The organism is Tenacibaculum sp. FZY0031 (assembly GCF_036350695.1).
Lineage (GTDB): Bacteria > Bacteroidota > Bacteroidia > Flavobacteriales > Flavobacteriaceae > Polaribacter.
In genome coordinates this window covers 187,528-204,085 of record NZ_JAZDVY010000004.1, presented here as the reverse complement: position 1 = coordinate 204,085, position 16,558 = coordinate 187,528, and the positions used below count along the sequence as shown (strand labels likewise).

At 32.8% G+C, this 16,558-nt stretch carries 16 protein-coding genes and 2 tRNA genes; 6 read left to right on the top strand and 12 right to left on the bottom strand.

The features are described 5' to 3' along the window. The first annotated feature begins 3 nt into the window (after positions 1–3). Entirely contained in the window at positions 4–345 is a 342-nt protein-coding gene (locus V1T75_RS07120; RefSeq protein ID WP_330487855.1) for an SdpI family protein, read from the top strand. 108 nt (positions 346–453) lie between these two features. Here V1T75_RS07120 and V1T75_RS07115 read toward each other — a convergent pair whose 3' ends face one another. Continuing rightward, on the bottom strand, positions 454–1,131 hold the full coding sequence (locus V1T75_RS07115; protein WP_330488008.1) for an SCO family protein: 678 nt from the start codon (positions 1,129–1,131) through the stop codon (positions 454–456). A 159-nt stretch (positions 1,132–1,290) separates the two neighbouring features. On the opposite strand from V1T75_RS07115, the gene rseP reads away from it, so the two are divergent. Further along, positions 1,291–2,637 carry an RIP metalloprotease RseP gene (gene rseP / locus V1T75_RS07110; protein ID WP_330487854.1) on the top strand — a complete coding sequence of 449 codons (1,347 nt, stop codon included), beginning with the start codon at positions 1,291–1,293 and terminating at the stop codon, positions 2,635–2,637. 78 nt (positions 2,638–2,715) lie between these two features. Here rseP and V1T75_RS07105 read toward each other — a convergent pair whose 3' ends face one another. The 3 genes from V1T75_RS07105 to V1T75_RS07095 are packed head-to-tail and all read right to left on the bottom strand — an operon-like array spanning position 2,716 to position 6,298. Beyond that, the gene (locus V1T75_RS07105) at positions 2,716–4,524 is read right to left on the bottom strand and encodes a lysophospholipid acyltransferase family protein (RefSeq protein ID WP_330487853.1); all 1,809 of its coding nucleotides are present in this window, start codon (positions 4,522–4,524) and stop codon (positions 2,716–2,718) included. Between the two features lie 51 nt (positions 4,525–4,575). Beyond that, positions 4,576–5,829, bottom strand: coding sequence for an aspartate kinase (locus V1T75_RS07100; RefSeq protein ID WP_330487852.1), 1,254 nt, complete (start codon positions 5,827–5,829; stop codon positions 4,576–4,578). Further along, a complete protein-coding gene (locus tag V1T75_RS07095) occupies positions 5,816–6,298 on the bottom strand; it encodes a GNAT family N-acetyltransferase (protein ID WP_330487851.1) in 483 nt (160 codons plus the stop codon). Before V1T75_RS07095 ends, V1T75_RS07100 begins: the two co-directional genes overlap by 14 nt. 146 nt (positions 6,299–6,444) lie before the next feature. Between V1T75_RS07095 and fbp the strand changes: the two genes are divergently transcribed. Further along, complete coding sequence (gene fbp / locus V1T75_RS07090) at positions 6,445–7,479, top strand: class 1 fructose-bisphosphatase (RefSeq protein ID WP_121146567.1); 1,035 nt, start codon at positions 6,445–6,447, stop codon at positions 7,477–7,479. A gap of 311 nt (positions 7,480–7,790) precedes the next feature. After that, positions 7,791–8,399, top strand: coding sequence for a superoxide dismutase (locus tag V1T75_RS07085; protein ID WP_047788194.1), 609 nt, complete (start codon positions 7,791–7,793; stop codon positions 8,397–8,399). Positions 8,400–8,451: 52 nt separating this feature from the next. Here V1T75_RS07085 and V1T75_RS07080 read toward each other — a convergent pair whose 3' ends face one another. The 4 genes from V1T75_RS07080 to V1T75_RS07065 all read right to left on the bottom strand — a co-directional run bounded on the left by V1T75_RS07080 (position 8,452) and on the right by V1T75_RS07065 (position 11,363). Further along, a complete protein-coding gene (locus V1T75_RS07080; protein WP_330487850.1) occupies positions 8,452–8,937 on the bottom strand; it encodes an acyl-CoA thioesterase in 486 nt (161 codons plus the stop codon). Between the two features lie 51 nt (positions 8,938–8,988). Beyond that, on the bottom strand, positions 8,989–9,582 hold the full coding sequence (locus V1T75_RS07075; RefSeq protein WP_330487849.1) for a TetR/AcrR family transcriptional regulator: 594 nt from the start codon (positions 9,580–9,582) through the stop codon (positions 8,989–8,991). A 123-nt stretch (positions 9,583–9,705) separates the two neighbouring features. Next, the gene (locus tag V1T75_RS07070) at positions 9,706–10,854 is read right to left on the bottom strand and encodes a cystathionine gamma-synthase (protein ID WP_330487848.1); all 1,149 of its coding nucleotides are present in this window, start codon (positions 10,852–10,854) and stop codon (positions 9,706–9,708) included. A 53-nt stretch (positions 10,855–10,907) separates the two neighbouring features. Further along, a complete protein-coding gene (locus V1T75_RS07065; RefSeq protein WP_330487847.1) occupies positions 10,908–11,363 on the bottom strand; it encodes a DinB family protein in 456 nt (151 codons plus the stop codon). Positions 11,364–11,480: 117 nt separating this feature from the next. Between V1T75_RS07065 and V1T75_RS07060 the strand changes: the two genes are divergently transcribed. Continuing rightward, a complete protein-coding gene (locus V1T75_RS07060) occupies positions 11,481–11,828 on the top strand; it encodes an arsenate reductase family protein (protein ID WP_330487846.1) in 348 nt (115 codons plus the stop codon). Positions 11,829–11,920: 92 nt separating this feature from the next. On the opposite strand, the gene V1T75_RS07055 is transcribed toward V1T75_RS07060, so the two are convergent. The 4 genes from V1T75_RS07055 to V1T75_RS07040 form a co-directional block, all read right to left on the bottom strand. Then, entirely contained in the window at positions 11,921–12,403 is a 483-nt protein-coding gene (locus V1T75_RS07055) for a DUF4252 domain-containing protein (protein WP_330487845.1), read from the bottom strand. A 104-nt stretch (positions 12,404–12,507) separates the two neighbouring features. Then, positions 12,508–12,885 carry a hypothetical protein gene (locus V1T75_RS07050; protein WP_330487844.1) on the bottom strand — a complete coding sequence of 126 codons (378 nt, stop codon included), beginning with the start codon at positions 12,883–12,885 and terminating at the stop codon, positions 12,508–12,510. A 106-nt stretch (positions 12,886–12,991) separates the two neighbouring features. After that, positions 12,992–13,062 (bottom strand) — tRNA-Gln (locus V1T75_RS07045). A 95-nt stretch (positions 13,063–13,157) separates the two neighbouring features. Further along, a tRNA-Gln gene (locus V1T75_RS07040) sits at positions 13,158–13,228 on the bottom strand. Between the two features lie 216 nt (positions 13,229–13,444). Between V1T75_RS07040 and V1T75_RS07035 the strand changes: the two genes are divergently transcribed. Next, entirely contained in the window at positions 13,445–16,558 is a 3,114-nt protein-coding gene (locus V1T75_RS07035; protein WP_330487843.1) for a DUF2723 domain-containing protein, read from the top strand.

Genomic DNA, 16,558 nt, shown 5'->3' with positions numbered 1-16,558 from the left:
ACCATGAACCCTTTTTATTACGTGCTTTCTATAAACGGATTGCTTTTTTTATTCAGTATTATTTTTCATTTTTTCCCGCCTAAAAAAATCAATGCTATTTATGGGTATCGCACGAATAAAACTATGAAGAATGATACTATTTGGCAATTTGCCAACGCTTTTTTCACCAAAGAGTTTATGAAGTATTCAGCTATTTCGTTAGTTGCTGCTTTGGTATTGGCTTATATATCGAAAGAGTTAACATGGCAACCTATGGCAATTATGTTATTGTCACTAGCCGTATCTGTTGTTAAAACTGAACAAGAAATAAATAAGAATTTTGATGAGGACGGAAATAAGAAATAAAACTCCATCAAATTGTGTTACCCACAAAGACCCAGATGTTTTTATAAAAACATCTGGGTCTTTCTTTTTGTAATCAGAAATCCCTTTTGCACAGGCTTCTTTGAAAAATTACTTTTTATACTCTTCTTTAAGTAGTGCAATATCATCTATAATTTTCTGCATATTTTCTTTTTTGGTTCCATCATACGAACCTCTAATACGCCCTTCTTTGTCTATCAATACAAAGTTTTCAGTATGCACCCAATCATTCTCTCCTCCATCACCTTCATCCAACACCGCAAAATAATGCTTACGCGCTAAGTTGTATATATGCTTCTTTTCACCAGTAGTTACATTCCATTTTCCATCAATCACTCCTTTTTCAGTAGCATACTTTCGTAATTGTGGTACGCTATCCATTATTGGAGTTACGGAATGTGATAAAAACATAATATCATCATCATTTTTATAATGCTCTTGCAACTCACCCATATTATACGCCATGGCAATACAAATAGTTTGGCAGCGGGTAAAAAAGAAATCTGCTATGTAAATTTTCCCTTTATAATTCGCATTTGTGATGGTATCACCATTTTGATTAATTAGCTTAAAATCGCCTACTTTATGGTTTTTTGTTCTATTCCTTACAGAAACGTCCACCAATTTAGGGTTGATATCAGCAGGATTGTAAATCGGTAATTTATTGTCAACTTTTACTAAATGGTAAAAAACAGGTATGCCAATAGCACAAAAAACTAAAATAAAAATTAAGGTGCTTTTTGATTTTTTAAAGAATTTAATGTCCACAGTACTAAAATTTTCTACAAAAATACGACTTAAAACAGGGTTTATAAACCACTCCCCTAAAAACTTTGTTAAAACAAATGCCCATCTGTAACACAAACTTTTAGAACTGTGCTGAAAAACGTACATTTGTCAGATTTTAAATTTAGACGAACACCATTTATGGAAATTTTAATAAAAGCATCACAATTTATTTTAAGCTTATCGCTCTTAATTGTTTTACACGAATTAGGACATTTTATTCCTGCAAAATTATTCAAAACCCGAGTCGAAAAATTCTACCTCTTTTTCGATTATAAATTCTCTTTATTTAAAAAGAAAGTTGGAGAAACAGTTTATGGTATTGGCTGGATTCCATTAGGAGGCTATGTTAAGATTGCTGGAATGATTGACGAAAGTATGGATACTGAGCAAATGCAAAAACCTGCACAGCCATGGGAATTTCGTTCTAAACCTGCATGGCAACGTTTAATTATTATGTTAGGTGGAGTTATTGTAAACTTTGTACTAGGTATTTTAATTTATATCTCTTTAATGTGGGCTTATGGTGAAAAATACTTACCAAATGAAAGTTTAAAAGATGGAGTTTGGGTGCAAGACGAATTAGGAAAAGATTTAGGTTTAGAAACGGGAGATAAAATCTTAACAATTGACGGACAAAAAATAGAAAAGTTTAGAGAGCTTCCTCTTGAGTTTATCAATGGTACTACTTACACTGTTGAAAGAAACGGAACTGTTCTTGAAAAAGAAATTCCAACAGATTTTATCTCGAAGTTAGTAGATAGAGGTAAGGATGCTGGTGCTTTTATAACTCCAAGATATCCATTTGTTATTGCTGGTGTACAAAAAGATTCATTAAATGCTGATAGCAATATTTTACCAAAGGATATCATAACTGCTGTTAATGGACAAAATATAACTTATTTTGATCAAGCTAAACCTATTTTACATAGCTTAAAAGGACAAGAAGTTACATTATCTATAAGAAGAGGTAAAGAGAACTTAAGTGTTCCTGCAAAGGTTTCTAATTATGGAAATTTAGGAGTTGCTCTTGGTGCTGTTTCTTTGGTAGATTTAGAAAAGCTAGGTTACTATAACTTAGCTGAAAGAACCTATTCTTTTGGAGAAGCTATACCTGCTGGTACTCAAAAAGCGTGGACAACCTTAACTAATTATATTAAGCAAATGAAAAAGATTTTAAATCCTAGTACAGGTGCTTACAAAGGTTTAGGCGGGTTTATTTCTATTGGAAGTATATTTCCTTCTGAATTTAGCTGGGAAACTTTCTGGAACATTACTGCTTTCTTATCAATCATGTTAGGGTTTATGAATTTACTACCAATTCCTGCCTTAGACGGTGGTCACGTAGTATTTACCTTATGGGAAATGATTACGGGTAAAAAACCTGGTGATAAGTTTTTAGAGTATGCTCAAATTACAGGGTTTATCTTATTAATAGCATTACTACTATTTGCCAACGGAAACGATATATTTAGGCTATTCAAATAGCCTTCTAAACTATAAATAAAAAAGCATCGTACTATAAAGTACGATGCTTTTTTTATGCCATGTTTTAACTTAGTTCCTTTACTTATTTAAGTTCTCTGCCGCTCGACGTTCTAACTCTGCTTGAAATTCTTCCATAACAGGCTTTACGGTACTTTCTGGTATATCAGCTACCTTAATATACATTAACCCATCAATTGCGTTATTAAACTTCGGATCTACATTAAATGCAACTAAACGTGCATTTTGTTTTACGTATTTTTTAATCAATACCGGAATACGTAACTCTCCTGGTTCCAATTCGTCTATAATTTTATCGAACTTTTGCATATCAGCCTCAGTAGCATCAAATACAAAATCTTTATCAGCATCTTTTAATTTCACCTTGAATTCTTTCTTAGGGTGAATATATTGTGCTACATACGGATCGTAATAGTGAGATTTCATAAACTCAATCATCAAGGATTTTGAGAATTCAGAAAACTGATTACTTATACTTACCCCTCCCATTAAATATTTATGTTCAGGATAACGTAATGTAACATGTACAATTCCTTTCCACAATAAAAATAGTGGCATTGGTTTTTGTTGGTATTCTTTAATAATAAAAGCACGTCCCATTTCAATGGTTTTTTCCATCATTGGGTACAATTCAGGCTCTATTCTAAACAAAGTATGAATGTAAAAACCATTAACACCGTGTTTTTTATAAATATCTTTTCCTAAGCCCATTCTGTACGCTCCAACCAACTTTTTTTGTTCGTTATCCCATAAAAACAAATGGTGGTAATACTTATCAAACTTATCTAAATCAATAGGCTTATTTGTTCCTTCACCAACTTCCCTAAACGTTATTTCACGTAAGCGTCCTACTTCATGTAAAATATTTGGTATTTCTCTTGCGCTTGCAAAAAACACCTCATAGTTTTTGCTCTCTAACAACCTACTTCCTTTCTCTCTCAGAACATCTACTTCTTTTACAAATAAATCAGGTGACTTTTGAGAGGTAATATTTTTTGCCTTTTTAGGAATCTTAAGTTTTTGTGTTGACAATATTTTTTGAGATGCTTTCTCGTAAGGGTTGGCCAACATATAGGTTTTTCTACGTAAAAACTGATAAAAATCAGGAATCTCAGTAAATGAATCTTGATCTTTAACTGATATAGGCTTACCTATTCTTACTTTGATAACTCTGTTTTTCTGAGATAGTAACTCTGACGGAAGTTTTGCTGTTCTTAATGTATCACTAATTTTAGACAACGTGTAAAATAGCGGACTATTTTTAGCATGAAAATAGATAGGAATTACAGGTACTTTTGCTTTTTTTATCAAGCGTACAGCTCCTTGTTCCCATTCTTTATCTACCATTAATTTTCCATCTCGATACGTAGACACTTCTCCTGCTGGAAAAAGCCCTAACGGTTTTCCTTCTTTTAAATGTAATAAGGCATTTTTAATTCCTGCTACACTCGATTTAGCATCCTTATGGTTCTCAAAAGGATTTACCGGCATTACATAGGGCTTTAATGGCGCTATTCTATGCAGTAAAAAATTTGCTATAATTTTGTAATCAGTTCTGTGCTCTAATAAAAGCTTTAATAATAAAATACCATCTATCCCTCCAAGCGGATGGTTAGAAATCGTTATAAAAGGGCCTTCTTTAGGAATACGCTTTAAATCTTCTTCTGGAATTTCAAACTCAATCTGAAATTCCTCCAACAAGCCATTTAAAAAAGGTAAATCTTTCTTATGCTTATGCTTGTTATAAATTTCATTGGCGGTAGAAATTCGCAAAACTTTCATCAGCAACCAACCTGAAAACGTTCCGAAAACGCCGAACTTATCGGTTCCTATTGCTTTTGCAACTTCTTTAGGTGTTACTAATCCCATACATAGTTATCAATTGACATAACTGCAAATATAATCGATTTTTTGCAAGCTTTACATGTTTTCTTGAATCACTAATTGTGCAGTTTCTGTATTTATTTGACGAATGATTGATTTTCCCCGTTTTCTTATCGTTTTTATTGCTTCGTCATTGAAGTGACGAATTGTATACAAGGTCGTTTCTTTATATGCTCTTATGTTATAAGCCCCTTTTAAATCGTTGTAAAAATCTTCAAACTTATTGTACTTATCCTCTATACAAACAGAAAAACTAATCGCCGAATTTTGAATTAGATTTACTTTTAAATTATAATCATGAAGCTTCTTAAAAACATCACTAATATTGTCTTCTACCATGAAAGAAAAATCCTTTGCTGAAATCGCTACTAGAATTTGATTTTTCTTTACGATAAAACACGGAACCTCAGGTGTTATTTTTTTTCCTCTTCCAACACATGTTCCGGTCTTAGTAACATCTTCAAACGAACGCACGTATAGCGGAATGTTTTTTTGTTCTAAAGGCTGAATTGTTTTTGGGTGAATTACCGAGGCTCCGTAAAACGCCATTTCAATGGCTTCGGTATACGAAATTTCTTGTAACAAAGCAGTTTCCGAAAACACTCTAGGATCTGCATTTAATACACCTTGTACATCTTTCCAAATAGTAACACTATCAGCATCCAAACAATAGGCAAAAATACCTGCGGTATAATCAGAGCCTTCTCTTCCTAAGGTGGTTGTTTCTGTACCAAACCCACCTAAAAACCCTTGGGTAATATTTAGTTTTAATATATCAACCTTTTCTTGGATTTGCTGTTGTGTTTGCTCCCAATCTATTTTAGCATCGCGATAAGTTCCGTCGGTTTTTATGTACTCTCTTACGTCTAACCATTGATTCTCTACTCCTATTTCAGACAAATAAGCGCTTACTATAGTGGTAGATAGTAACTCTCCAAAACCAACCATTTGATCGTACACATAGTTATAATCTTTAGAAGTGTTTCGAGCCATGAAACCACTCAATTCACCAAATAAATGATTTACTTTATTATATACTTCATGATTTGGACTGAACAAATCGTTCAACATATTTTGATGAAAGTCTTCTACAAATTTCAAAGAGTCTTTAAGACTTTCTTTTTTATAGAAATAATCATTAACCACTTGCTCAAAAGCATTGGTCATTTTTCCCATGGCAGAAATTACAACCAACGTATTTTCTGTTCCTTCATGTTGCAATACTTTTGCAACATTTTTTACTCCATTCGCATCTTTTACCGACGCTCCTCCAAACTTAAATATTCTCATTACAAAACTGTTCTAAACTTTGTTCATTCATATGGCATACTCTCCACTCATCATATACGGTTGCTCCTGTATTTTTGTAAAAATCAACAGCTCCTGTATTCCAATCTAATACTTCCCATGCCACTCTTTTGCAATTGTTTTTATGCGCATAATTCATTACAGCACTATACAGTGCTTTTCCAGCTCCAATACCTCTTTTAGATTGTGTTACCATGAGATCTTCTAAATGAATTGCTTTTCCTTTCCATGTAGAATAACGTTCATAAAACAACGCCATTCCTATAATCTTATTACCTTCTTCAGCCACAAAGGTTTTAAACTTCGGTTCTTCAGAAAACCCATCTTTAATAATGTCTTCTACCGTAATTTTAACCGCGTTAGGTTCCTTTTCAAAAACAGCTAATTCAATAATTAAATCTAATATAGCTTGAGCATCTTTTTGCTCTCCTGACCTGATAATAAAACTCATTTCTTACTTTTTTGGGTAAAGATACTTCTCTTAAAACTTTCTGATAAAACAAATGAAAAATTAAAACACATCATATTTTTTTGTTGAAAATTTTAAATTACTAAATAAAAGTTGGCATCTTTGTACGCACAACACAAAAATTTGACATGAGTAACAAGCATATGACGCTGGGTGAGTTCATCATCAGCAAACAAAAAGACTTTAAGTATTCTTCTGGTGAATTATCTCGCTTAATAAATTCTATCCGCTTAGCTGCTAAAGTAGTAAACCACGAAATTAGAAAAGCAGGATTGGTTGATATTACTGGAGCTGCTGGTGATATTAATGTACAAGGGGAAGCACAACAAAAGCTAGATGTTTTAGCAAACGATTTATTTAAACAAACATTAATTAATCGTGAGATTGTTTGTGGTATTGCTAGTGAAGAAGAAGACGATTTTGTAATTGTTGAAGGTCAAAACAAAGCCAACGAAAATAAATATGTGTTGTTAATGGATCCTTTAGATGGGTCATCTAACATTGATGTAAATGTTTCTGTAGGAACTATTTTTTCTATTTACAGAAGAATTTCTCCAGTGGGAACTCCTGTTACCAAGGAAGACTTTTTACAAAAAGGTAGCGAACAAGTAGCCGCGGGTTATGTAGCTTATGGTACCTCAACCATGTTAGTGTTTACTACTGGTAATGGCGTAAACGGATTTACCTTAAATCCTGCTATTGGTACTTTTTACTTATCGCACCCTAACATGAGTTATCCTGAAATTGGTAGAATTTACTCGGTAAGTGAAGGATATTTTACGCATTTTCAAGAAGGAATGAAACGATTCTTAATTCACTGTAAAGAATTAAACGAAGCAGATAACCGTCCATACACAGCACGTTATATTGGATCGTTAGTTTCAGATTTTCATAGAAATATGATTAAGGGTGGTGTATATATTTATCCTGCTACTGCTATAACTCCAAAAGGAAAATTACGTTTGTTATACGAATGTAATCCGATGGCTTTTATTTGTGAGCAAGCAGGAGGCAAAGCTTCTGATGGGTTTACTCGTATTTTAGACATTAAACCAACCGAACTACACCAACGTGTTCCTTTTTATTGTGGAAGTATACAAATGGTTGAGAAAGCGGAAGAGTTTATGACTGAATTTTCTGCAGATGATAAACCAAACTATTAATCGTGGTAAAATGGCTTGTAATATTAATCTGTTTAATATTAGCAATAGGTTCTTTTTTTAAAGATAAAAACCTAGCTATTAACATACATGACACGTATTTTGTTATGAGTTATTGGCATTTAGCTATTATTATTTCAAAAATAATAGGAGTTATTACCTTACTACTATTCATCAAGTCAAAAATTAAATAATAGTTATTATTTATACTCAAATAAATTATCCCTAAGGCAAACAGTTGTTTGCCTTATTTTTTTGGGTTAAATTTACATTCGGAAAAACGAAAAAATTAATCTATTAAAAAACAAATAATTATGGCTTTTAACTTACCAGAATTAGGATACGCTTACGACGCTTTAGAACCACATATAGATGCTAGAACTATGGAAATTCACCATAGCAAGCACCACAACGGATATACCACTAAATTAAATGCTGCTATTGAAGGTACTGATTTAGAAGGAAAATCTATCGAAGATATTTTAACTAACTTAGATATGAACAACGCTGGTGTTCGTAACAATGGTGGTGGTTTTTACAACCACTCTTTATTCTGGACAGTAATGAACCCAGAAGATAGAGGATATTTATCTGGAGAATTAAAAGATGCTATCGAAGCTGAGTTTGGTTCAAAAGAAGCGTTTATCGATGCTTTTTCTAAGGCAGCTGCTACACAGTTTGGTTCAGGATGGGCTTGGTTATGTGTACACAAAGGAGGAAAAGTAGAAGTTTGCTCTACTCCTAACCAAGACAACCCATTAATGCCAGGTGTTACTTGTGGTGGAACTCCTATTTTAGGATTAGACGTTTGGGAACACGCTTATTACTTAAACTACCAAAACCGTCGTCCTGATTATATTGAAGCTTTCTTTAAAGTAATCAACTGGAACGAAGTAGAAAGAAGATATGCTGCTGCTAAATAATTAATAGCTTTAGCAATAAATACAAAAGACCTGCAAAAATGCAGGTCTTTTTTTATACCGTTTTTTGTAATCGAAAACTTTTTGTTCTTTCTTCAAAACTTGTTTGTGTGATTGGCAACACGGCTTTTTCAAATAATTCTAATAAATCTTCTGAGTGTTTTGCTGAAGTTAATTTTATCAAATCAAAATACACAAAAGAGCTCCAAAGTATCGCCTTTAAGTCAGTCTTATCCTCGTTCCACATACGTATTTCAACTAACAAATTTCTATCGCCATAATTGATTAGCTGAGAATCTATCGTTACGGTTTCCATTAAGGTTGCCGGTTTTAAATACGCTATTTGATGTGAACCTACCACCCAGCCTTTTCCTCTTTCTTTTCCGTGTTGGTAAATATCTAAGTTATAATTAGCTATTAATTGATCTTCTCTTGCATTGATAAGATAATTGAAATAGGATGCGTTATTTAAATGATTGAAAGGGTCGCAATCTTGGAATCTGATTTTTGTTTTGCTTTCTAAAATTTTTGGTATTTCCATGGTATTAAATTTAAAATATACCAATCGGTATATTTCTGATTAAAAAAATAGTTATTGTTGTAATTCTTGTTTTATGATTTGCTGTAATACTGCAGATACATCTTTTAAGTAACTGTCATCTTTCATAATATGTGTCATATACACCCCTCCTTCAATCATGTAAAAAAAGCGTTTAGCGTACAACATACTATCTATTGATTTTTTAATTTCATCAGTTTCTTTTGCTTTTTCAATTAGCTGAGAAAACTGCTCTAAAATTCTGTGATTGTACGATTGAACCAATTGAGCTATTACTTTGTTTTGATTGTTAGCATCTACACCAATATTTAAAATAGGGCAACCGCCAAATTGTTGATTATATTCATAATAACCTTCATAAAAAAGTGCCACATTGAATAACATCTTTAAAGGCGTCTTCCCTCTATTAACAGTTTCATTAAGGTCTTTTAGCACTTTTCTTACTGAAAACTTAAATGATGCTATGGCTAAGTCTTCTTTGTTTTCAAAATGTCCGTAAATGGCTCCTTTGGTTAAACCAGTCGCTTCTGTTATTTTTGATAAACTCATGGCTGCATAACCATTCTTATTAAAAATAGGAGCTACGGTTTCTATGATAAAAGCCTTTGTTCTTTCTGATTTAGACATTTTTCAAAAAAGTTTGAGATACAAATATATAAAAATATACTGAACGGTATATTTTGTTTTATAGAATAAAAAAACCGAAGCTTATATACTTCGGATTTTTCGTTTTTATTTTTAATAGTCTTTCTACTTTGAAAGCGCTTGTTCTAAATCAGCCAATAAATCGTCTATATCTTCTACTCCAACACTCAAACGAATTAAAGAGTCGGTAATTCCTATTTTCAAACGTTCTTCTTCAGGAATGGATGCGTGTGTCATGGTTACTGGGTGACTTACCAAGCTTTCTACACCACCTAACGATTCAGCCAAGGTGAAAATTTTAGTATTTTCTAAAAAAGTCAAAGCTGCTTGTTTACTTTCATCTTTTAAACGGAAAGAAACCATGCCTCCAAAATCATCCATTTGTTTTTTGGCGATTTCGTGATTTGGGTGACTTTCTAATCCTGGATAAAAGACTTCACTTACTTTTGGATGTGCTGATAAATATTGTGCTACTGCTTTTCCATTTTCACAGTGACACTGCATACGTAAGTGCAAGGTTTTTACTCCACGCAGTGCTAAAAACGAATCCATAGGTCCTGCAATAGCTCCTGCTGCAAACTGAATAAAATGTAATTGCTTAGCCAACTCCGCATTTTTAGTTATCAAAGCTCCCATTACCAAATCGGAATGCCCTCCTAAATACTTAGTTGCTGAATGCATTACGATATCAACTCCTAAATCTAACGGACGCTGTAAATACGGTGTTGCAAAAGTATTATCAACCGCTACTACAACATTTTTCTTTATTGTTTTTACCGCTTTGGTAATTTCCTCTACATCCGCAATTTTCATTAGCGGGTTGGTTGGTGTTTCAATCCAAATGAGTTTGGTGTTTTCAGAAATAGCATTGGTTACGTTCGCCACTTCGTTCATATCAACATACCGAAATTGCAATCCGTATTTTTCAAACATGTTGGTAAACATTCGATACGTTCCTCCGTAAATATCATCTCCTGCAATGACCTCATCACCTGGATTCAACGTTCTCAATACACAATCTATCGCCGATAAACCAGAAGCAAAAGCAAATCCGTGTGTTCCATTTTCTAAAGCGGCAAATGCGTTTTCTAGAGCAGTACGTGTTGGATTCGCTGAACGCGAATACGCATATCCTTTGTTCACACCCGGACTCGATTGTGCATAAGTGGACGTTTGAAAAATAGGAGGCATTACTGCACCTGTAGCTTCCTCAGGTTGTTGACCTCCATGTATGGTTTTCGTATTGAATTTCATCTGTTAACATTGGTTGATGCTTACTCCAAAAACAACATCAAATTATTAGAATTCTAAACCAATTTACTCAAGTTCATGATAATTCCTAAGTGCATTCCTTCATGTAGATTATTAAAGGCTACAGCACTTTCAAAAGAATCTATTACAAAACCTGTGCTTGTTTCGTATTCTTGATACTCTTTAAAAATACCTGCTTCAAAGTCTTCTTCTAAGGTTTCTGGCAAACCAATTAATAGTTCTTTTACCTCTTCAAATTCTTCTTCAGTAAAATCTTTGGTAGGAAAGGTTCCTTTTCTGTATCCTTCAATTAACTCATCAGGCGCTAAACAATCCAATCCAGATAATTTGTAATGTAATAATTGCTGTGTAACTACTAAATGTGCTACATTCCAAGCAATGTTATTGTTAAACCCTTCAGGAGTTATATGCAATTGTTCTAATGATAAACCTTCGATTCTTTTTAAAACTAAGTCTCTTGATCTTTTTAAAACTTCAAACTGTTTGTTCATTTTTCTACTTATTTTAGCTATTTCAAAGATACCTATTTAGCCATGAAAACCTGCAATGAGTGTTTGTTATTTAATGGTTAAAACTAAATTATAGCTAATACAATAAAACGTAAACAGATGAAGAAAGTGTATTTTTTACAAACCTGTGATACTTGTCGAAGAATTTTAAAAGACGTAAATATTGACGGTTTTGAAAAGCAAGAAATAAAAACCAACCCAATCACCGTTGCCCAATTAGAAGAAATGCGTGAGTTAACAGATAGCTACGAAAGTTTATTCAACAAGCGTGCTAAACTGTATCGAGAAATGGATTTAAAGAACCAGAATTTAAAGGAAGTTGATTACAAACAATATATCTCAGATGAATATACCTTTTTAAAACGCCCCGTTTTTATTGTTGACAACCAAATTTTTATTGGAAACAGTAAAAAGGTAGTAGAAAACTTAAAAGAACTTGTGGGTTAAAAAACTAACAAACTCCGACTGTAAAATATCGGAGTTTGTTATAAATTTATATACTTCCCTTCGACTACGCTCAAGGAATATAGAAAGCTTTATTAATTTGAAGCTATGCTTTTATTTTTTGTAGATGCTTCGACCATAGCAGATAATTCATCCATCGTAAGGTTGGTTTTAATTCCTAACAATACCATTTCGTCACTTTTATCATGAACATTGACAATAATTTCTTTAATACGGTCTTTTGTTTCTCTAAAATACACCGTAACTCTTTCGTTACCGTCTTTTACTCTTACTAAAGTTTTCAATTTATTTCTTCGTGCAAACTTTTGAAAATCTTTTTGTACAGAAGCCATGTTGTTATTAAACACCATGATTTTATAGTTTTTAGATTTCTTTAAGAAGACCCCAAACTCATCAGTATCTTCATCAGAGATGAACATGTTAGCAAAAAAACTAGGAATATTTAAAGATACCTCTGCTCTATCTTTATTAGATTGGTAAAATGTTTTAAAGTTTTCTTTTTGCGCAAAAGAACTTAACACAAAAAGGCAGCAAAAGATGGTTGCAATTCGTTTCATAATAAGAGTGTTTTAATTGAAGACGAAATGACTAAAGTTTTGTTACATAAAAATTATATTAGTGTTTAATAATTTTTATTGAGGTATTTTATTTGCTTTTTTGGTTAAGAGAATATTCCTATAAGTATTCCACCTATTATGTAAGCAATACTACCTACTGAAGAATAAAGGTAATATTGCCTAATTTTTCTTTTAAACTTAAATGTTTCAAATCTTTTAATATCTGAATTATGAGAATGAAGAAATACATTAATAATACCAAAAGGAACTAGTACATAAAAAAGCTTCAACTCAAGTTCTAAAGATTTATTAATTCTTTTGTAAGAAACATCAATATTATAAAGCAGACTTTCTGCTTCTTTTATAGTTAAAGAACTTTTATCATAAGCATTGATAAATGTATCTTTACTTATTTTATTATTATATATATACTCTATAAGTTCTTCAATTGAGTATTTTTTTACCTTTTCAATACTTACCATATAGCAATCCTCAATTTATTAATAACAACCCCAATTATACTCATTATAAATTTGATTAACTGTTCACAAAAAAAAAGCCTTAACTTATTCAGTTAAGACTTTTTAGTTGGCCCACAAGGACTCGAACCTTGAATATCGGTACCAAAAACCGGTGTGTTACCATTACACCATGGGCCAATGTTTACAGTGCAAATATAAAAACAAAGTTTTATATTTAGAAATCATTAAACACTTTTTATAAAAAAATCCTCACGAAGTTCGTAAGGATTTTGTTGGCCTACAAGGACTCGAACCTTGAATATCGGTACCAAAAACCGGTGTGTTACCATTACACCATAGGCCAATTGCTTATTGCGGGTGCAAATATAAAACAAAGTTTTATTTCAGCAAATTTTTTGTGCTTTTTTTCGTTTACTTCTTTTTCTACCTCAAAAATTTCATTTAACAGAACTTTATATGAGAGCTTATTTTAGAGAAACTGTTAAAATTATATTTTTGTTTTCAACGAAAAAATCATTAGTAATTAATACATTCGTACTTTATATCTAGATAAAAAACTATGACTGAGTTTAACTATAAAAAGTGGAACATCATTTTAGGATGGGTTTCGTTTGCGGTAGCGTTGATCACTTATACCTTAACCCTAGAACCTACTGTGAGTTCATGGGATTGTGGAGAATACATCGCAACTGCTGTAAATTTAGAAGTTGGACACCCTCCTGGTGCTCCTTTGTTTCAAATGTTAGGTGCTTTTTTCGCTATGTTTACTAGTGATCCTAGTCAGTTGGCAAAAATGGTCAATTTTATGTCTGGATTGGCAAGTGCTTTTACCATCCTCTTCATGTTTTGGACAATTACGAATTTGGCTAGAAGAATGGCTATAAAAAACGGAAAACTGGGAAATAATGAAGCTATTGCTGTATTAGGAAGCGGATTAGTAGGTGCTTTGGCCTATACTTTTTCTGATAGTTTTTGGTTTAGTGCTGTAGAAGGAGAGGTATATGCCATGTCTTCTTTCTTAATGGCGCTACTATTTTGGTTAGGATTACGTTGGGAAAGTGAATTAAATACTCCTAGAGGAAATAAATGGTTGGTATTAATCAGTTTTGTAGTTGGGTTATCTTTTGGGGTTCACATACTATCTTTATTAGTAATTCCTTCTATCGTTTTGGTATATTTCTTTAAAACGTATAAAGACATCAACATCAAAACAACGGCAATTGCTACCCTAGTTGCAATACTCGTCTTAGCATTTGTGTTTAAGTTTTTATTCCCTTTTACTTTAAAATTCTTTAGTGTTGCTGAACTATTTTTTATCAACCAAGTGGGATTACCTTATAACTCAGGAACCATTATTGCTGGAATTATTTTAATCGTTTTATTCTTTTACGGATTAAAATATACACGTAAGAAAAGCTTGGTGACTGCAAATACCTTGATACTATCTGTATTATTTATCATGGTTGGATTCTCCTCTTGGTTAATGTTACCAATTCGTGCGAATGCTGATACCATTATTAATGAAAATAACCCATCAAGTGCCCGCGAATTATTAGCATATTATAACCGTGAACAATATGGTGATTCTAATGTCTTTTATGATAATTACTATTCTGTAGCTTATGATAGAGAACAAGATGCCGACAATCCTTATAAAGACGACAAACCTAAGTACGAAAAAATAGATGGCAAGTATGTTATTGTTAACAAATACAAAAACGTACTTCCTAATTACTCAAGCAAACACAAAGGATTTATTCCTCGTATGGTAAATCCTGCTTCTGAGCAACAATACAAAAGCATTGCTGGAATTCCTGCTCGAAGTAAAAGACGTCCAACGTTTTTAGAAAACATCAAATTCATGGTTGACTTCCAATTCGGCTACATGTACGGGCGCTATTTTATGTGGAACTTTGTAGGTCGCCAAAACGATATTCAAGGACATTTAGACATTGAAAACGGAAACTGGTTAAGTGGTATTGATTTTATTGATGAAGCCCGCTTAGGCTCACAGCAAAAACTACCAGATGATGTTAAAAACAACAAGGGACGCAACACCTACTTCTTTTTACCTTTTATTTTAGGGCTTATTGGTTTGTTATATCAGCTCAATAGAGATAAAAAGAATTTTTATGTGTTAACACTGTTCTTTTTGTTTACTGGGTTAGCTATTATATTTTACACCAACCCTAAGCCTTTTGAACCTCGTGAACGTGATTACGCAGTAGTTGGTTCGTTTTATGTGTTTGCTATTTGGATTGGTTTCGGAGTGCTTGCCCTTTATGATTACTTTAAAAAGTATGCTAGTAAAAAAGTGGTAGCTATCGCTGTTTCAGTGGTTTCATTACTAGCTGTCCCTGCTTTAATGGGCTTCCAAAATTGGGATGATCACGACAGAGCTGATCGTTATTTAGCACAATTAAATGCACAAACCTATTTAGAGAGTTGTGACCCAAATGCAATCATCTTTACTATTGGAGATAACGATACGTTCCCTCTTTGGTACATGCAGCAAGTAGAGGGTATTCGAAGAGATATTAAAATAGTAAACACAAGTCTTTTTCAAACAGATTGGTACATCGACCAAATGAAAAAGAAAACCTACGATGCTGAGCCAATTCCGTCACAGTTAACACACGATCAGTACAAGTATGGAACCTTGGACATGGCATACTACTACCCACTTCCACAGTTAAAAGATTCTTTGCTTACCATAAAAGATTTTATGCGTTGGATAGCTAGTGATAATGATGCTACGTATTTAGATGCAGGAGATGGTGCTAAAGAAAAATTCTATCCAACTAACAAAATTCGCATTCCTGTTAACAAAGAAAATGCGTTAAAAACTGGGTTAGTAGCACAAAAAGATGCTGATAAAATAGTAGATTACATTGATATTACAGTAGATAATAGAGCTTTGTCAAAAGCAAGACTTCTAATGCTAGATATCTTAAATAATTTCGATTGGAAGCGACCTATTTACTTTACTGGTGGTGCCAATGCAGATGAAGAATACATTTGGTTAAAAGATTACTTACAATTAGATGGAATGGCGTACAAATTGGTGCCTATTAAAACCTCTAATAAAGGGCGAACAATTTTTGACATGGGACGTATAGATCCTGAAAAAATGTATGACAATGTTAAAAAATGGGATTGGAAAACAATCAATAACGGAGAAATTTACCTAGATGAGCAAAGTAAGCGTAACGCAATTTCATTACGTAATAACTTAATTCGTTTATCAGAAGAATTCTTACAAAAAGGAGATTCAGTAAATGCAAAAGACGTGTTAGATTTATCACTACACAAAATGCCTATCAAAGATTTTGATCACTACAACTTCTCTTTAGGTTATCCAGAGTTATATTATCGTATAGGTGATATTGAAAAAGCTCGTGAAACGGCTGAAACTTTGGCTGATATTTTCCAACAGAAGTTAAAGTATTATAGCACATTTAATACTCAGGACATTGATTTAATCGTCGATAATTTAGAAACAACTCTGTATATGTATCAAAACTTAGTTCAGCAAATCACTAGATATGACAAAGATGAAGACTACGGTAAAAAGTTTTTCGAAGGTTATATAACACATGCTCGTCTATTTAGTCATTTAATGCCAGAAGACGAACCTGAACTACCTCAAGAACTCGACACTATTAAACCTTAA

Bases quoted from the DNA above. Each gene is read 5' to 3' on its own strand.
- V1T75_RS07075 (WP_330487849.1), bottom strand. From the start codon at position 9,582: ATGTCTAAATCAGAAAGAACAAAGGCTTTTATCATAGAAACCGTAGCT.
- V1T75_RS07095 (WP_330487851.1), bottom strand. From the start codon at position 6,298: ATGAGTTTTATTATCAGGTCAGGAGAGCAAAAAGATGCTCAAGCTATA.
- V1T75_RS07060 (WP_330487846.1), top strand. From the start codon at position 11,481: ATGAAGAAAGTGTATTTTTTACAAACCTGTGATACTTGTCGAAGAATT.
- V1T75_RS07120 (WP_330487855.1), top strand. From the start codon at position 4: ATGAACCCTTTTTATTACGTGCTTTCTATAAACGGATTGCTTTTTTTA.
- V1T75_RS07035 (WP_330487843.1), top strand. From the start codon at position 13,445: ATGACTGAGTTTAACTATAAAAAGTGGAACATCATTTTAGGATGGGTT.
- V1T75_RS07070 (WP_330487848.1), bottom strand. From the start codon at position 10,854: ATGAAATTCAATACGAAAACCATACATGGAGGTCAACAACCTGAGGAA.
- V1T75_RS07085 (WP_047788194.1), top strand. From the start codon at position 7,791: ATGGCTTTTAACTTACCAGAATTAGGATACGCTTACGACGCTTTAGAA.
- V1T75_RS07080 (WP_330487850.1), bottom strand. From the start codon at position 8,937: ATGGAAATACCAAAAATTTTAGAAAGCAAAACAAAAATCAGATTCCAA.
- V1T75_RS07065 (WP_330487847.1), bottom strand. From the start codon at position 11,363: ATGAACAAACAGTTTGAAGTTTTAAAAAGATCAAGAGACTTAGTTTTA.
- fbp (WP_121146567.1), top strand. From the start codon at position 6,445: ATGAGTAACAAGCATATGACGCTGGGTGAGTTCATCATCAGCAAACAA.
- V1T75_RS07100 (WP_330487852.1), bottom strand. From the start codon at position 5,829: ATGAGAATATTTAAGTTTGGAGGAGCGTCGGTAAAAGATGCGAATGGA.
- V1T75_RS07105 (WP_330487853.1), bottom strand. From the start codon at position 4,524: ATGGGATTAGTAACACCTAAAGAAGTTGCAAAAGCAATAGGAACCGAT.
- rseP (WP_330487854.1), top strand. From the start codon at position 1,291: ATGGAAATTTTAATAAAAGCATCACAATTTATTTTAAGCTTATCGCTC.
- V1T75_RS07050 (WP_330487844.1), bottom strand. From the start codon at position 12,885: ATGGTAAGTATTGAAAAGGTAAAAAAATACTCAATTGAAGAACTTATA.
- V1T75_RS07055 (WP_330487845.1), bottom strand. From the start codon at position 12,403: ATGAAACGAATTGCAACCATCTTTTGCTGCCTTTTTGTGTTAAGTTCT.